The 15,475-nt window shown below is 61.8% G+C and carries 14 protein-coding genes; 2 read left to right on the top strand and 12 right to left on the bottom strand.

The window, feature by feature from the left end; genetic code table 11:
• Positions 1-43: 43 nt before the first annotated feature.
• The 3 genes from DGI_RS07440 to DGI_RS07450 all read right to left on the bottom strand — a co-directional run bounded on the left by DGI_RS07440 (position 44) and on the right by DGI_RS07450 (position 3,121).
• Positions 44-1,489, bottom strand: a complete 1,446-nt coding sequence (locus tag DGI_RS07440) for a mannose-1-phosphate guanylyltransferase/mannose-6-phosphate isomerase (RefSeq protein ID WP_021760261.1) — start codon at positions 1,487-1,489, stop codon at positions 44-46.
• Positions 1,490-1,517: 28 nt separating this feature from the next.
• Complete coding sequence (rfbC, locus tag DGI_RS07445) at positions 1,518-2,072, bottom strand: dTDP-4-dehydrorhamnose 3,5-epimerase (RefSeq protein WP_021760262.1); 555 nt, start codon at positions 2,070-2,072, stop codon at positions 1,518-1,520.
• 83 nt (positions 2,073-2,155) lie between these two features.
• Positions 2,156-3,121 carry a hypothetical protein gene (locus tag DGI_RS07450; protein WP_021760263.1) on the bottom strand — a complete coding sequence of 322 codons (966 nt, stop codon included), beginning with the start codon at positions 3,119-3,121 and terminating at the stop codon, positions 2,156-2,158.
• A gap of 89 nt (positions 3,122-3,210) precedes the next feature.
• Here DGI_RS07450 and DGI_RS07455 point away from each other — a divergent pair, with 89 nt between their 5' ends.
• Positions 3,211-3,798 carry a hypothetical protein gene (locus DGI_RS07455; RefSeq protein WP_027193347.1) on the top strand — a complete coding sequence of 196 codons (588 nt, stop codon included), beginning with the start codon at positions 3,211-3,213 and terminating at the stop codon, positions 3,796-3,798.
• 7 nt (positions 3,799-3,805) lie between these two features.
• Here the strand turns inward: DGI_RS07455 and DGI_RS07460 are convergent, their stop codons facing one another.
• Positions 3,806-4,990, bottom strand: a complete 1,185-nt coding sequence (locus DGI_RS07460) for an AAA family ATPase (protein WP_021760265.1) — start codon at positions 4,988-4,990, stop codon at positions 3,806-3,808.
• A gap of 356 nt (positions 4,991-5,346) precedes the next feature.
• Positions 5,347-6,042: a LexA family transcriptional regulator gene (locus tag DGI_RS07465; RefSeq protein WP_021760266.1), complete on the bottom strand. Its 696-nt coding sequence runs from the start codon at positions 6,040-6,042 to the stop codon at positions 5,347-5,349.
• Between the two features lie 152 nt (positions 6,043-6,194).
• Between DGI_RS07465 and DGI_RS17885 the strand changes: the two genes are divergently transcribed.
• Entirely contained in the window at positions 6,195-6,518 is a 324-nt protein-coding gene (locus DGI_RS17885; RefSeq protein ID WP_021760267.1) for a helix-turn-helix domain-containing protein, read from the top strand.
• A gap of 270 nt (positions 6,519-6,788) precedes the next feature.
• Here the strand turns inward: DGI_RS17885 and hflC are convergent, their stop codons facing one another.
• The 7 genes from hflC to fusA form a co-directional block, all read right to left on the bottom strand.
• Positions 6,789-7,631, bottom strand: a complete 843-nt coding sequence (gene hflC, locus DGI_RS07470) for a protease modulator HflC (protein ID WP_021760268.1) — start codon at positions 7,629-7,631, stop codon at positions 6,789-6,791.
• Positions 7,628-8,755, bottom strand: coding sequence for an FtsH protease activity modulator HflK (hflK, locus tag DGI_RS07475; RefSeq protein ID WP_021760269.1), 1,128 nt, complete (start codon positions 8,753-8,755; stop codon positions 7,628-7,630). Before hflK ends, hflC begins: the two co-directional genes overlap by 4 nt.
• Before the next feature lie 70 nt (positions 8,756-8,825).
• Entirely contained in the window at positions 8,826-9,047 is a 222-nt protein-coding gene (locus DGI_RS07480) for an alkylphosphonate utilization protein (protein WP_021760270.1), read from the bottom strand.
• 100 nt (positions 9,048-9,147) lie between these two features.
• Positions 9,148-10,803, bottom strand: coding sequence for a ribonuclease J (locus DGI_RS07485; protein ID WP_021760271.1), 1,656 nt, complete (start codon positions 10,801-10,803; stop codon positions 9,148-9,150).
• Positions 10,800-11,579 carry a lysophospholipid acyltransferase family protein gene (locus DGI_RS07490; protein ID WP_081696961.1) on the bottom strand — a complete coding sequence of 260 codons (780 nt, stop codon included), beginning with the start codon at positions 11,577-11,579 and terminating at the stop codon, positions 10,800-10,802. The genes DGI_RS07485 and DGI_RS07490 overlap by 4 nt, the downstream gene beginning before the upstream one ends.
• A gap of 173 nt (positions 11,580-11,752) precedes the next feature.
• Entirely contained in the window at positions 11,753-12,970 is a 1,218-nt protein-coding gene (locus DGI_RS07495) for a hypothetical protein (protein ID WP_144284143.1), read from the bottom strand.
• Positions 12,971-13,336: 366 nt separating this feature from the next.
• Positions 13,337-15,403, bottom strand: coding sequence for an elongation factor G (fusA, locus tag DGI_RS07500; protein ID WP_021760274.1), 2,067 nt, complete (start codon positions 15,401-15,403; stop codon positions 13,337-13,339).
• Positions 15,404-15,475: the final 72 nt, after the last annotated feature.

Genomic DNA, 15,475 nt, shown 5'->3' on the forward strand with positions numbered 1-15,475 from the left:
AGAAAGGGGTTCCCCCAGGAACTCTTCTCAAAGATAAAATGCCCTAGCCCGCAGGCTTGCGGCCGTAGACGTCTTCAAAGCGGACGATGTCGTCTTCTTCCAGGTAGGGGCCGTTCTGGATTTCGATGATTTCCACGGGCACTTTGCCGGGGTTGGAAAGCCGGTGCTTGGTGGCCTTGGGGATGTCCACGGACTGGTTTTCCACCAGGATCTTTTCTTCCTCGCCCACCTGCACCAGGGCCGTACCGGAAATGACCACCCAATGCTCGCTGCGGTGGTGGTGCATCTGCAGGGAGAGCTTGGCTCCGGGCAGCACCACAATGCGCTTGAGCTTGTAGAAGGAGGCTTCCTCCAGCACGGTGTAGCTGCCCCAGGGCCGATGCACGGTGACGTGGGTGGTCACCAGCGGGGAGCCTTGGGTCTTGAGCAGCTGCACCACGTCCTTGACCTTCTGCACCTGGTCCATGCTGCAGACGAGGGTGGCATCCTTGGTCTGGACGACGATGATGTTCTCCACGCCGGCGGCGGCCAGCTTGGCCCCGCGGGAGAAGAGCAGGGAGTTTTTGCAGTCCACTGCCAGCACGTCGCCTTCCACCACGCAGCCGTTTTCGTCTTTTGCGCCCAGGCGGTACAGGGCTTCCCAGCTGCCCAGGTCGTCCCAGCCGAAGTCCCCGGCCACCATGGCAATGCGGTCCACCTGCTCCATGATGCCGTAGTCCACGGAGATGTCCGGCAGGGTGCTGTACCCGGCCACCAGGGGACGCTCCTGGCGCTGCTGCCACCACTTGAACAACTCAGGCTGAAAGCGCTCCACGGCGTCCAGGAAGGCGGGCAGGCTGAAGACGAACATCCCGGAATTCCACAAGTAGTCGCCGCTGGACACAAAGGACTGGGCGCGTTCCAGGTCCGGTTTTTCCACAAACCCGCCCACCTGGTAAGCGTTCTGCCCCAGGGATGGGCCCTTGGCGATATAGCCGTAGCCGGTTTCTGGTTTGTCCGGCACGATGCCGAAGGTGACAAACCAGCCCTGGGCGGCCAGCTCGCAGCCGCGGGCCAGGGCGCCGGTCCATTGCTCGGGGTGATGGATGAAGTGGTCCGAGGGAAACACGGCCACCAGCGCGTCGGGGTCGCGTTCGGCAATGGAGCCCATGGCCAGCAGGATGGCCGGCAGGGTGTTCTTGCCTATGGGCTCGGCGAGCACATTGGCGGCCAGCTCCGGGCCAAGGGCCTTGAGCTGTTTTTTGACCTCGAAGATATGCTCCTCGTTGGTCACCACGTGGATGCGATCGGCCGGAAAGGCGGCCATGGAGCGGTCCACGGTTTCCTGCAGCAGGGTGCGGCTGCCCTTGAGGGCCAGCAGCTGCTTGGGCAGCATGGCCCGGGACAGCGGCCACAGCCGGGTGCCGGAACCACCGGCAAGAATCACGGCCTGGCAGCGGCTCAACGGATGGTCGCGGGTGGGGGATTGGGGGACGGTGGCGTCGCTCATGCGCTGGTCTCCTTGGTGACGAGCCGGATCAGGCCTGGAACCGGAAGGGGGAATCGAAATCGCTGAGTAGCGGCAGCAACTTGTCTTTGGCAGAGAGGTTGGGCGTTTTCACCGGCCAGTCGATGGCAAGGGTGGGATCATCCCAGCGCAGGCCGCCATCCAGTTCCGGGGCGTAGTAATTGTCAACCTTGTATTGGAATTCTGTATCCGGTTCAAGCGTCACATAGCCGTGGGCAAAGCCCTGGGGCACCAGGAGTTGGAGGAAGTTTTCCGCGGAAAGGGTAAAGCCGCGCCACTGGCCATAGGTAGGGGAGCCTTTGCGCAGGTCCACCACCGCATCGTACACACTGCCGGCGGTCACGCGCACCAGTTTGGTCTGGGCCATGGGTGGCCGCTGGAAGTGCAGTCCCCGGAGCACGCCCACGCCGGACTTGGCGTGGTTGTCCTGGATGAAGGGGATGTTGAGCCCTTGTTCGGCGAACAGGCGGGCGTTGTAACTTTCCATGAAAAAGCCCCGTTCGTCGCCGAACACTTTGGGCTTGAGAAGGAAGACCCCGGGGAGGTCCGTGGGTGTGAACTGCACGTGGCGTGCTCCTGCTGGATTGATGGTGTGATGCGATGTGCTGTTCAGCCTCCATATCCAAAGCCGTCAGGATTTGAAAGTATTCAGGAGGTAAAAAAGGCGAAGCCGGCGGTCACCAGGGCAATGCTGGCGGCTCGCAACAGCTGGCTGTACATGATGAGCCGTGCTGCCATGCTGGGTTTGAAGATTCCGGCATAGTACGGGAATTGGTGCCGGAAGGCCCGCATGGGAGAAGAGAGGATGTTCCCCACCAGCAGGGCCAGCACCACCACCCGCGCCGGCAGCTCGCCCCCCTGCAGCACGGCCCCGGCCGCGGCCAGGCCGGACGTGGTTTCCGCCACCAGATGAAACGCCACGATGGACAAGGCCTGCGGCGGCAGGAAGCCCAGGTCGCCTACATGGGTGGCCAGGAACGTTTCCATCGCCTCAAACACCCCCCAGATACGGGCAAAATACATCACCGTGTAAATGGGGGCGGTGATGAGCACCACCTTGCGGATGCGCCTTCGGAACAGACGCCAGCCCCTGGCCAGGGCCTCCTGTGGCGTGCGCGGCTTTTGCTCGTCCAGCCGGCAGACCACACAGCCATCGGGGATGGGCGGCAGCAGCAGCCGGCCGGCCAGCACCACCCCGGCCGTGCGCAGGATGGCCGCAAAGAACGTCAGCCCCACGTACAATGTTGCCACTGATCCCAAAAATGGCGCCGCCAGGGAGAACATGGTGGGCAGGTGCAGAAAATACGTGGGCATGCTGTTGAACAGATTGGCCAGGATCAGCTCCCGACGCGAGAGGGTCCCGCGTTCGTAGCTTTCCGCCAGGACGGTGTTGGCGGCCATGCCCGAAACGAAGGCCAGGGAAAAACTCGCGCCAGACACGTCCTTGAACCGTCCCAGCCGCACCAGCGGGGCGGCCAGACGGGCCAGAAATCGCGTCCAGTTCATGGCTTCCAGGACATTGGCCACCAGCAGGCTCAGGGACATGAACACAATGAGCGAGCCAAGGGGCAGCAGCAGGCCGTGCAGCAGAGACTCCGGAGTGGGGACAATCATGGAAAAGTACGAGATCCTTGCGCAGGATGCAGGGTTGACAGGGGACGGACATCTTGTCTGGTCCGGGCGACTGCGGTACAGCTCTGGGCATGATGCTGCATCGCCATATTGCCGTGCTCCTGCTGGGGGCGTTTGCGTGCGGGATCGTGCCGGGGGCGATGCCGTGGGAGCATGACGTCCTGGCTGCGTCCAACAAAAAGCCGGCCCCACCGGCCAAGGCGGCCGAGGCAGAGAAGCCGGACAAAAAAAGTCCGCCGCCCTTCGACATGAAGGCCTACATGGACGCGCACAAGCAATTTGTCCAGTCCCTGGAGGCTGCCCGCGCATTCATGGACCAGGAGAAGAAAAGCGTGCCCGCCCATGCCGGCATGGCCAATTATTTCCTGGGCGAGCTGGACCGGGCCAGGCTGCAGGCGGAAAACGGGTTTGATCTGGTGTTTTTGTATTTTGACCATTTTCTGAAGACGGAAGCCGTCAGCAACATCCTGGCCGGCTATGTGGGCAATCGGCTGCGGCACCTTGGCCATGGCTTGGAAGATCTGGCCACGGAACTGGGGGAGAATATCGCCAGGTCGCCCTATGCCAAGGATCCGCGGTTTGCGGAGGTCCATTCCCGCCTGCTGGGCTATCAGGTGTTGCTGGAAGACGTCTCCCGCCGGATCATCCCCGTGCAGTGACCGGCGCTCACGACAGTTCCCCGACCTGCTCCGCCAGGGCTTCGGCAGCATCTTTGGAAGCGCCCGCCATGGCGTCGGCAGGGTCTGCATCCTGGCTGTGCAGCCGTTCCTGCGCCAGCTCCCGTTTGACCACCAGCCGCCAGCCCTCGCCCTTTTGCTGCAGCAGGCCGCTGCCGAAGGGGTCGAACTCCAGGGCGGTGATGACCTTGGCGAACACCTCGCGCAGGGCCCGCGCCCCGATGCGGGCATTTTCATACGCCTTGTCCACCACAATATCCACGGCCTCGGCCGTCAGGACAAGCTCGATGTCCATGGTGGCGAAATACTGCCGGGAAATGCGGTAGGGCGATTCCTCGCTTTTGAGCAGGATTTCGCGCAGGGCGCCGCGGTGCAGATCCTCCAGCAGGGTGACGCCCGAGAACCGGGAGATGAACTGCGGGGCCATGCCGTAGGCGTAGAGATCCGCGAGCTTCATGTATTCCTTGAGGGAGAAGAGGATGTCCGTGCGCATGCCCAGCCGGGAATCGTAGGTGCGCACCTCCCTGAGCCGGCGTTCGTCCTCCTTGTTCTCCACGCGGCGGTAGACCTGATCGTACAACTCCTCAAAGGCGCCGCCGCAGACAAAGAGCATCCGGCCGGTGTTCAGGGAGAAGTCGTGCCGTCCCTCGCCGTGACGCTCGCGCACGGCATGCTGCACCTGCTCGCCCTCGATGAAGGTCAGCAGGGCCTGCTGCAGGGAAAGGCCCACCACATCCGGCTTGCCGGCCAGCTTGCCGGAAATCTTGTCCACCTCGTCCAGGCAGATGGTGCCGCGCTCCATCTGCGCCGCCACCTCCCGGGCCTCGGCGTCGGGTCCCAGCAGACGCCGGGCATCCGCCTCCAGGTGCTGGAAGATGCGCAAGACATCCACATCGCCGTTTTCGTCCACCAGCGTGCGGGCGTTCACGATGCACATGGCGGCAAAGGGCTTGAGGGCCGGATGGGCCATGAAAAAGTGCTGGATGGCCCGCATCAGCGTCGTCTTGCCCGTGCCGGACCCGCCAATGAGGAAGATGCGCCCGCCGCGGATGCCGTAGAGGTGCTTGTATATGGACACGGCCACGCCGCGCAGGGCTTCGTCCTGTCCCAGGACCCTGGCGGCGAGAAAGTCGAAAATCTGGTGGGGCCGGAGCCCCTGGGAGGGGGTGCCCATGCGCGTTGCCTCGCAGGGTTGGGGTGTGTCAGTCTGCGTGGACCATAGCCCCGAGCCCCGGCGAAGGCAATGCCCGCACAACTAGCGCGTTTTAATATTGAAAAAGGACATTGCGAGANTTCCCCCGAGAGTGCTTTTCAAAAACAACGTGCTCTAGTGTTGCGTCCTCAACATATGCTCATACAGCAAAGACGCAACACTGGTCCGCCTGCAAGGCGGCCCCGGAGCCGCTGGCTCCGTGAGTCCTCCCCGACTTACGATGATGGAAACATCGCCTTCTTTCGGGGACGTGACACAAGACAGCCGCGGAAGGTCTCCCCCCCGCGGCTGCACGCGCCATGTGTGGCGATCAGCAATTACAGCTGCTGCAGCACCCAGACTGCCCGGCCCACCACGCGCTCATCGCGCTTTTCCACGGGCAGGTACTGCTCGGGGTGGTCCGAATTTTCGGTACGCAGCACAAAGCGGCCCTTTTCCTCGTCCAGGAAGATACGGCGGATGCCCAGCCCTTCAAAGGGAATGAACACGCCGTACAACTCGCCAGACAGGATGTTCTTCTGGTCCGTGTCCAGACCCACATAGGCGCTGCGGCGGATGAGCGGCTCCATGGAAGAGGCGTCCATCTTCACCACAGTGATGCTGGGCCGGGCCAGGGACAGGGGAATGGAGAGCTTGCCGATGCTCTTGGGCATCCACTTGCCGGTGGCGGCGTCGATGCCCTGCATGCCAAAGACCGTGATGATCTGCGACTTGCTGTCCGGTTCGGCATACTTGGCGGCTTCCTCGCGCAGGCTGGCCGCCTGGGGGCCGTCATAGGGTTCGTACCCCTGCTCGCTCTTGAGATACATGGGGCCGAGACCGCTCTTGAGCCAGTCCGGGTTGAGACCGTACTTCTCGAACAACTTGAGGTACCAGTCCGAGGGCACCGAATCCCGCCGCTTGGCGTCTGAAATGCTGGACTGACGAATGTCAAGCACTTCAGCAAGTTCCACCTGGGTGCGGGTATTGGTGGCAACCTTGATGCGGTCGAAAATTTCTTCAAAACCTGGCACGCTGCAACTCCTTTGGTATGTGGAGAATGGGGGACTGAGCCCGATTCACCTTGACAGTGGAAAAACTAGCCTATATCTAGACGAAATTCGATGTACACGAGCATGGTTTTTATACCATACACGAAGAAACACTGCAATTCCTTGACCTGCACATGACAGAATCCGCTGCCTCAGAAAAACACTCCTTCTCCGAAAGCTTCCTGGCTGCGCTGCTGGCTGACACGACAACGGACCGGCAGCAAAAGCTTGAGGCGTGGCTTTCGTATCATCGAATTTACAAAAACCGACTTGCCGTGGATCTGGGTGTGCATCCCTCGATGATCTCGCGCATCATCAAGGGGGATCGTGCGCCGAAGGAACGCATCCAGCAGTTGGTGGAATTGGGGATTCCTGAGCAGCTTCTCCCGGCGCCGTCGCGTCCGCCAGGTCGGCCCAAGGGATCAACGAAACGAAAATCGTCTTCCTTGCACAAATGACCTGCTGGCGCGTGTGTAACAATCTGGTCAGCCTGTTGGCACAAGCAAGCAAGTACATAATACAAATTCAGTGCCACAATAGTTGGAAGCGCAAAAAAAAAAGATGAACAGTGGTAGGCTGCTAGTTTATCTGCTGCGGCTGCTGGGTATTTGCATGCACCGGCAGGTGTCTCATTGGGGACACAGTTGTAACATTTTGGTTCACATGTTACACTGCCGGCGACCCCGCGGGGAGGGTGCAAATCCCCGCGGGGAGAATGTCTTAATGATCTAGGGCAGGTGCTGGAAAAAGCCAGACCCGGGCACCAGGACCATGCGTGTGCGTGTCTTGAGGCCGTTGGTATAGGCTTCCAGGCTTCTGGCAAAGGCATAGAAACTGGGGTCCGCGCCGTACGCTTCTGCGTAGATACGCACAGCTTCGGCATCGCCCTGGCCAAGGAGTATCTCGGCTTCGCGGCGGGCTTGCGCCAGAATGACTGTGCGCTCGCGGTCTGCCTCGGAGCGAATCTTTGCTGCTTCTTCCTCGCCTTCGGAGCGGTACTGCTTGGCTTGGCGTTTGCGTTCGGCAGACATGCGGTTGTAGATGGATTTCAGGTTCTGGTCAGGCAGATCCGTGCGTTTGATGCGCACATCCACCACTTCGATGCCGTATTCGGCGATGAGTCTGGAGGAGCGTTCCGACACTTCCAGCATGATGGCGGCGCGTCTGGTGGAGACTGCTTCCGTCATGGTGTAGCGGCCCAAGGCCTCGCGCATTTCGGAATAGATCACGTCGTCCAGCCGCTGCAGGGCACCGGCGGGGGTGCGCACGGTCTGGTAGAACAGCAGGGGGTTGGTGATGCGCCATTTGGCGTAGTTGTCCACCAGAAGGGTCTTCTTGTCGCTGGTGAGCACTTCGCGGGCCTTGGCGTCGTAGTCCAGAATCCGTTTGTCGAACCAGATGACATTGCGCCAGGGCAGCTTGAAGTGCAGGCCCGGGGCTTTCGCCTCGCCAATGGGCTTGCCGAATTCCAGGATGATGGCTGTCTGCACCTGCGAGACCGTGTACAAGGACATGGACGCGACGACGATGAGGACAAAGGCCGTCAGGCCAAGGATGAACAGTTTTTTCATGGGGCACCTCGCAGGGCGGGCTGACCGGCGGGGGCGCCAGGGGTTCCTGGTGCTGCGGCGGGCTGGCCGGCCAGGGCCTCTGGCGGCGCGAGCTGGAAATAGGGCGTGGTGCGGTTGGCCACTTCCGCATCAAGCAGGAGCTTGTCCGTATCCTGATTGGCGAGGATGTGTTCCATGGCTTCCAGCTGCAGGCGTTCGCGGGTGATATCCGGCGCCTTGCGGTAGGCTTCCAGCACGGCGGAGAACCGGGCGGCTTCGCCCTCGGCCCGATGGATGGTGCCCTGCTGGGCGCCGCGGGCGTCATTGATGATGCGGGCAGCCTCGCCGCGGGCTCTGGGGAGGATGTCGTTGCTGTAGGCCTGGGCTTCATTGACAAAGCGGTTCTTGTCTTCCCGGGCGCTGGCCACGTCCTTGAAGTCGTCCACCACTTCCCGGGGCGGATGCACGTCTTGCAACTGCACGGCTTCCACATAGATGCCGGCCTGGTAGCGGTCCAGCACGCCCTGCATGAGTTTGAGGGTATCCAGCTGAATGGCTTCTTTTTTGTCCGTGAGCACGTTGTCGATGAGGTTGTAGCCCACCACTTCGCGCATGGCAGCCTCGGCCACGTGCTTGACGGTGTCGTCCTGGCTCTGGACGTTGAAGAGGAAGTCCGTGGGATCCTTGATGCGGTACTGGACGATGAACTGCACGTCCACGATATTCTCGTCCCCGGTGAGCATCAGGCTTTCTTCCGGGCGGGAGCGGTTCTGGCCCTGCTGGGTCTGCCGGCCGCCTTGCATGGAGAGAAAACCCACCTCCACGCGTCGGAACGCCATGACTTCCGGCTTGAGCACGTGTTCCACGGGGTAGGGGATGTGATAATGCCAGCCTGGATCCGTGATGCGATGGAACGCGCCAAAGCGCAGCACCACGCCCACTTCTGCCGGTCCAATACTGTAAAAGCCCGTGGCCATCCAGACGACCGCCAGCAGCGGCAGCAGGATCCTGGCGCCGGGGGTTTTCAGTTTGTTCAGGACATCCTTGAGCTTGTCCAGATCCGGCCCCTCGGGGCCGTTGCCTGGCCGCGGGCCCCAGGGGCCTTGCGGCTTGCGCGAATTGAGTTTGTCCCAGTCCCAGTTCATAATGGCGTACTTCTAGATGAGATGCAGGGGCGGGTCAAGGAGGACCGGGTGCCGCAGCAGGGTGCAAGGATTACGCTTTCTTCAGAAAGCAGGTCTTGAGTACCAGTCCTTTGACTTTTTCTGCGTTGCATTCAATCTCCTGCGGATTGTCCGTGAGCCGGATATTTTTGATGAGCGTGCCGCGTTTGAGGGTGACGGATGCGCCTTTGACCTTGAGATCCTTGGTCAGCAGGACGTTGTCCCCGTCCTGCAGGGGGGTGCCGTTGCTGTCTTTGGTAGGTGTGTCGCTCATGAGGGTATCCTGACAAAAGAGTAATGGAGAGCGTGCCGGTCTGCCTGCGCAGGCGGGCCGGCACGCGAACTGTTGTGCTGTGGGGAGGCGTCTGGGGGCGTTACACCACCATTACCAGGGGCACCACCACGGGGTCGCGGTCCAGCACCTTGCGGAAGAAGCGTCTGAGGGCGCTGCGAATGCGTTCCTTGAGCTTGTCCACGTCGCCAGGGGGGACGTTTTCGAAGATGTCCAGGATGATGCACTGGGCGTCTTCCAGCACGTGGGAATACTGCTGCGCGAAGACAAAGCCCTTGGATTCCACCTGCGGCCCGTGGATGATGTCCCAGCTTTTTTCTTCCAGCACCATCACCACGATGACCAGCCCTTCGCCGCCCAGCAGCTGGCGTTCCTTGAGCACGGTGTGGCCCACATCGCCCACGCCCTTGCCGTCCACATAGATGGCGTCGGCGGGCACGGCGTCCTCAAAGCGGATGCCATGCTGCACGAAGGTGAGGGGCTGGCCATCTTCCAGCACGATGGCTCGCTCCCCGGCCACGCCGCAGTGGCGGGCCAGGTCTGCATGCTTCACCAGGTGGCGGTATTCGCCGTGCACGGGGATGAAGTACTTGGGCTTCACCGCCTCAAGCATCAGCCGCAGCTCTTCCTTGTAGGCGTGGCCGGAGGCATGGATGTTGTGAATGCTTTCGTAATACACGTCGGCGCCCAGCTTGTAGAGCTGGTTGATGACGCGATAGATGGCCTTGACGTTGCCGGGAATGAACCGCGAGGACATGATGACCGTGTCGCCCTCGTGGATGCGCAGGCTCTTGTGCTCCCCGGCGGTGATGCGCGTCAGGGCGGAGAGTGGTTCGCCCTGGGAACCCGTGACCAGCAGCACCAGTTCGCGGTCCGGCACGGTGGGCACTTCTTCCAGGGGGATGTGCACGCCTTCCTTGGCCGCCAGGAATTTGAGCTCCTGGGCCAGCTCAATGTTGGAGGAGATGGACTTGCCGGCCACGGCCACCTTGCGGCCGGTTTGCCAGGCCAGCTCGAACACTTCCTGCATGCGTTGAATGTGGCTGGAAAACAGCGTGACCAGGATGCGGCCCTGGCAGGTCTTGAAGATCTCCGACAGCGAACTCATGATCTCGCGTTCGTTGAGGGAGTGGCCGTCGCGCTCCACGTTGGTGGAGTCCGAGAGCATGCACAGGACGCCGTCTGCGCAGAATTCGCGGATGCCGTCCATGTCTGTGGCGTGGCCGTCCATGGGGGCGGGGTCGATCTTGAAGTCGCCAGTGTGCAGAATGCGGCCCACGGTGGTTTCAAAGCCCAGGGCAAAGCCGTCCACAATGGAGTGGCAGACGGGGAAGAAGTTCACGGCCACGTCATCGAACACAATGCGGTCGCGAGCCTGGACGCGATTCAGGGTGATGAAGCGTTCCAGGTTGTGCTCGCGCAGCTTGTTGCGCACCAGGCCCAGGGTGAAACCGGAGCCGTAAATGGGCGCGTTCAGGTGGCTCATGAGCCAGGGCAGGGCGCCGATGTGGTCCTCGTGCCCATGGGTGAGCAGGACGCCCTTGAGCTTGTCCTTGCGTTCCAGGATGTAGTCGAAGCGGGGGATGACGATGTCGATGCCCAGCAGATAGTCGTCGGGAAACATGAGGCCGCAGTCAATGACGAGCATGGACTTTTCAGTTTCTAAGACCATGCAGTTGCGGCCAATTTCTCCCAGGCCGCCAAGGGGGGTTAGGCGGACGTGGGGATCTAGGGTCATCGTGCCTCCAGGGTGTTGGCGGCAAGCCTGGGGTAGTACAGGCCTCGCAGCCGTTCATATTCGGTGGTCATGAGGGTTTGCAGCTCCTGTCGCAGGGCTTCGCGGTCCTTCATGGTGTAGCGCTCGCAAGGGTGCAGGACCGGCAGGGCCGTCAAGCGCAGCGGCCCATTCGGTTTATTTATTTTCATGGTCTCCCGGGCCGAGACGTCGCCCGCGCCGTGGATGAGCACGGGGACGACCGGCAGTCCGGATTTGAGCGCCAGGATCATGGCGCCTACCTGGAACTCCTGGAGTGTTTCAAACGTAAACGCCCGGGTGCCTTCGGGAAAAATAACCACGGCCTGGCCGGCCCGGGCTTTTTCGATAGCCTCGTCAATGGCTTTCATGGCCTGGCGCGGATTGTCCTGATCCACGCACACATGCCCGAGGGCGTGCATGGCTTTGCCGAGGAAGGGTAACTTGAACAAGGGCTTCTTGGCAACGAAACAGCAGTCGTATTTTCGCAGTCTGGTGAAGAAAAGACAGATGTCCAGCTGGCTCTGGTGGTTGGCCATGATGATCATGGGGCCTGGGGGCGGCAGGTGCTCCAGGTGGGTTTCCACCGGCACGCCGGCGCCCAGCATGCCGCACTGGCCCCAGCCCCAGGCGGCCCAGGACCGCCATTGCATGAGGCCCAGCTTGCGCATGCCGACGCACAGCAGGCTGAACAGGATGGTGCCGGGCAGAAACAGGGCCTGAAACCGCAAGGAACGCAACAACGTGACAAAAGATTGCATGGCGAGGGCAATGGGGTAAAGGAGAATTTCGGATTGCGAGAGGAGATATAAGGCAGATTGGGTCGGAAGGGAAGAGCGGGGCAGACTGCGGACGCAGAATGCGCGGCAGGATCCCGACTCCCCAGCGATGCATGAACGCCAGGGAGCCGGGCAGAGGCATGGAGACGGCGGAGTTATTCGTCCTCGTCCTTCTTTTTCTTGGCCGGCGTCTTGGGCGCGGGCTTGGCGGCTTCCGCCTTGTCATGCGCTTCCTTCATCGCCTTGAGTTGCACAGACGAGGCAATGAGCCAGCGGCCATCCTGCTTGGCCAGGTCAAACTCGTCGGTGACGTCAACCTTCTGCTCCTTGCCCTTGGCGCCCTGCATGCTGTGCCCCAGGCGCTTGATCTTGCAGCGCTCCGGCGAGTACTCCAGGAATTCGTACGAGATGTCATTGGTGGTGATGGTGAAGTTGTTGCGCCAGTTGGGGTTGGCTTCATACACCCGATTGTACGAAGCCACCAGTCTGTTGGCCATCATGTTGTGCAACGAGGGGTCCGCCGTGGCCAGCAGGGCAACGCCGTCCATGTTGCTCCAGGCAAAGTCGTAGGCCTGCATCGTCTGCAGCGCCGCCTCTTCGTCCTGCTTGCGCTTGAGCTCCGCCACCTTCTGGGCATAGGCCTCGGCCATGGCCTTCCGTTTTTTTTCCGATCCCCGCGCGGCCTTTCCGGAGGGCGATTCGTCTTCGTACGCCGCCGCGGTCTGGTGCATCTGCTTCACGGTCTTGTCCAGGTCGGCCACGGCGCGCTGCATCAGGCGCTGCACCAGGGAATCCACCGTGAACGAGCTGGTGGTTTTTTCAGAAATGCCCAGGGCCGCCGTCAGTTCATCCTGGGCCACCTGCTTTTCTTCCACTGAAGCCGTATGGACCACGGCGCCGGTCTCGGCATCAATCACCCTGTACTGCAGCACCACATGCCATGTGGTGTTGTAGTCGTAGGCCGCCACGGACGACACGGCCGAGTTCAGGCTTTTGCCCAGGGAGCGGTACTGCCCCCGGGTGGCCAGGGTGAGGCCCAGTTCCAGGATGGCCCCGAGCACCTGGCCGTCGCCGCCCTTGGCCTCCCAGGCGATGGGCTCGGCCTTGATCACGTCGAAGCTCATGAAATACCGGGCCGTGGGCAGGCTGGACTTGCGGAAGGTCTGCAGGGCCTCGGCATCGCTCATGGTGGCGGCCAGGGCGATTTCCTCGAACAGCGGCTGCTGGTCGGCATTCTCCAGCACGGAGAAGTTGGCCTTGCTCAATTCCAATTCGGCAAAATCACAGATGCTGTTGTTGCAATACTTGTGCACATAGGCGGCGGATCGCGTCTTGAACATGCCGGGCAACACCACGATGGGCGGACCAGTCATGTTTGCATTTTGATACTCAATCGGTTTGTATATTGCGGCCTCTGCCATTTCATGCGCTTTCTTGTTGCTCCCAGCGCAGCCGGATACAACAGCTGCAGCCATGCACAGCAACAGCATGACGGACATCCAACGACCACGTAATGCACTCACCTGAGCCCCCTGCTGCGGTTAGTGGTGTGAATCGGTATAGATTTCGTCAAGATCAAGCCGTGTACACCGTGATGTACGCAATCAGAAATACCAATTATGAGAATCATTACAAATTGTCAATGATCAATTGATAAATGCAGGGTTGCCGCAGAATCGGCGCAAAAAAACCTCGGCCCGTTGCCGGGCCGAGGTAGAATCTCTACTGGATAGGTGGAATTATTCTCCGCCGCGTTCCTTCTGGTATTCGGCAATCACCTTTTCGGCCACGGGTGGCGGGGCTTCCTCGTAGTGGTCGAATTCCATGGCAAAGGTGCCTTGCCCGGCGGTCATGGCGCGCAGATCCGGCGCATAGCGCAGCATCTCGTTCATGGGCACGTGGGCCTTGATTTCCGTCACCCCGGCGGTGGAGTCCGAGCCCAGCACCTTGCCGCGGCGCGAGGACAAATCGCCGATCACGTCGCCCATGTACTCATCGGGAATGGAGATGGTGGCCTGCATGATCGGTTCCAGCAGCACGGGCTTGGCTGTTTCCATGGCTTTCTTGAAGGCCAGGGAGCCGGCGATCTTGAAGGCCATTTCCGAGCTGTCCACGGTGTGGTAGCTGCCGTCGTGACAACTGGCCTTGAAGTCCACCATGGGGCAGCCGGCCAAAAAGCCGCGATGGGCGCTTTCCTGGATGCCCTTGTCCACGGCAGGGATGTACTGCCGGGGGATGACCCCGCCCACAATGGCGTCCACGTACTGATAGCCTGCGCCCCGGGGCAGGGGCTCGAACTTGACCCAGCAGTCGCCGAACTGGCCGCGGCCACCGGACTGTTTCTTGTGCCGGCCCTGCACGTCTGCCGTGCCCTTGATGGTTTCGCGGTAGGGGACCTTGGGCGTCTTGAGGACGATATCCACCTTGTAGCGCCGTCTGGCGCGTTCCACGGCGGTTTCGATGTGCATCTGCCCCATGCCGGAGAGCAGGATGTCGCTGCTTTCCTCGTCGCGGGAGAGCCGCAGGGTGATGTCTTCCTCCAGGAGCTTCTGCACGGCCTGGTAGACCTTGTCTTCCTCCCCTTTTTCCTTGGGAGCCAGGGCATACGTGAGCAGTGGCGGGGCGATGGCCGGGGCGGCCAGGGCGAAGGGCTTTTTCTCCGCAGCCAGCGTGTCCCCGGTGGCGGTGTTTTTGAGCTTGGCCACGGCCACGATGGCCCCGCATTCCGCGGCTTCCTTGGTGGGGGTTTGGGACTTGCCCAACAGCTGCAGCAGCTGGCCCACGCGTTCGGTATCGCCGGTGCGGCTGTTCAGGTAGGAGGTGTCCGCGGTGAAGGTGCCGGAGAGCACGCGCACCAGGGACAGCTGCCCGGCAAAGGGGTCGGACAGGGTCTTGAACACAAAGGCGGCCGGGGGCTCGGCGTCGGAGGACGCCCGCTCGCTGCCGTCCTGGCCCAGCCAGGGGCCGCGCTCCAGGGGGGAGGGGAAAAGCTGCTGGATGGTATCCAGAATCAGCGCGCCGCCCTTGTTCTGCACGGCCGCACTCACCACCACGGGCACCAGGCTGCGGTTCAGCACGCCGGCGTGCAGGCCCGTCCGGATGTCTTCGATGGAGAGTTCGCCGGCGTCCAGGTATTTTTCCATCAAGACTTCATCGCTTTCGGCGATGTTCTCAATGGCCGTTTCGCGCAGGGTGGCGGCTTCGTCGGCCAGTTCCTCGGGGATGTCGCTTTCCCGCAGCGTGCCGTCTTTCTGGAAGAGCAGGGCCTTGTTGGCCATCAGGTCCACCACGCCTACGAAGTGATCCTGCTGCCCGATGGGCAGGTGCAAGAGCACGGGCTTCACGCCCAGCACCGTGCCCAGGGAGGCGTAGGCCATGGAGAAATCGGCGCGGTCACGGTCCAGCTTGGTGATGCAGATCATCCCCGGCAGGCCGGCAGCCGCGGCCTGCTGCCAGAGCTTGCGGGCCAGGGGGCGGGCGCCGTCCACTGCATCCACGCAGAAGAGCACGGCATCCGCCGCGGTGAAGAGCAGGGGGATGTCGCCGATGAAATTGTTCTCCCCGGGGGTGTCCAGCAGGTAGTGCGGGCTCTTGTTCCAAGCGAACTGGGCGACGGCAGGCTGGATGCTGCCGCGTCGCTTGATTTCCTCGGGCTCGTAGTCCAGGCAGGTGGCGCCTTCTTCGATGGACCCGAGGCGGGACAAGGCCCCCGCGGTGTGCAGCAACATTTCGGCAAGGGAGGTTTTGCCCGCGCCCCCTGCCCCGGCCAGGGCATAGGTGCGTTGGGCGTCCAGACGTTTGGCCATGGGTCGCTCCTTGATGTTGGAGGACAGTATTTGGTGACAAAACGGCCGCCTGCGCGACAATCTGGTGACACA

Source organism: Megalodesulfovibrio gigas DSM 1382 = ATCC 19364 (assembly GCF_000468495.1).
GTDB classification, from domain to species: Bacteria; Desulfobacterota; Desulfovibrionia; order Desulfovibrionales; family Desulfovibrionaceae; genus Megalodesulfovibrio; species Megalodesulfovibrio gigas.

Bases quoted from the DNA above. Each gene is read 5' to 3' on its own strand.
- fusA (WP_021760274.1), bottom strand. From the start codon at position 15,403: ATGGCCAAACGTCTGGACGCCCAACGCACCTATGCCCTGGCCGGGGCA.
- DGI_RS07450 (WP_021760263.1), bottom strand. From the start codon at position 3,121: ATGATTGTCCCCACTCCGGAGTCTCTGCTGCACGGCCTGCTGCTGCCC.
- hflC (WP_021760268.1), bottom strand. From the start codon at position 7,631: ATGAAAAAACTGTTCATCCTTGGCCTGACGGCCTTTGTCCTCATCGTC.
- DGI_RS07455 (WP_027193347.1), top strand. From the start codon at position 3,211: ATGATGCTGCATCGCCATATTGCCGTGCTCCTGCTGGGGGCGTTTGCG.
- DGI_RS07440 (WP_021760261.1), bottom strand. From the start codon at position 1,489: ATGAGCGACGCCACCGTCCCCCAATCCCCCACCCGCGACCATCCGTTG.
- DGI_RS07490 (WP_081696961.1), bottom strand. From the start codon at position 11,579: ATGCAATCTTTTGTCACGTTGTTGCGTTCCTTGCGGTTTCAGGCCCTG.
- DGI_RS17885 (WP_021760267.1), top strand. From the start codon at position 6,195: ATGACAGAATCCGCTGCCTCAGAAAAACACTCCTTCTCCGAAAGCTTC.
- hflK (WP_021760269.1), bottom strand. From the start codon at position 8,755: ATGAACTGGGACTGGGACAAACTCAATTCGCGCAAGCCGCAAGGCCCC.
- DGI_RS07460 (WP_021760265.1), bottom strand. From the start codon at position 4,990: ATGGGCACCCCCTCCCAGGGGCTCCGGCCCCACCAGATTTTCGACTTT.
- DGI_RS07495 (WP_144284143.1), bottom strand. From the start codon at position 12,970: ATGACTGGTCCGCCCATCGTGGTGTTGCCCGGCATGTTCAAGACGCGA.
- DGI_RS07485 (WP_021760271.1), bottom strand. From the start codon at position 10,803: ATGACCCTAGATCCCCACGTCCGCCTAACCCCCCTTGGCGGCCTGGGA.
- DGI_RS07480 (WP_021760270.1), bottom strand. From the start codon at position 9,047: ATGAGCGACACACCTACCAAAGACAGCAACGGCACCCCCCTGCAGGAC.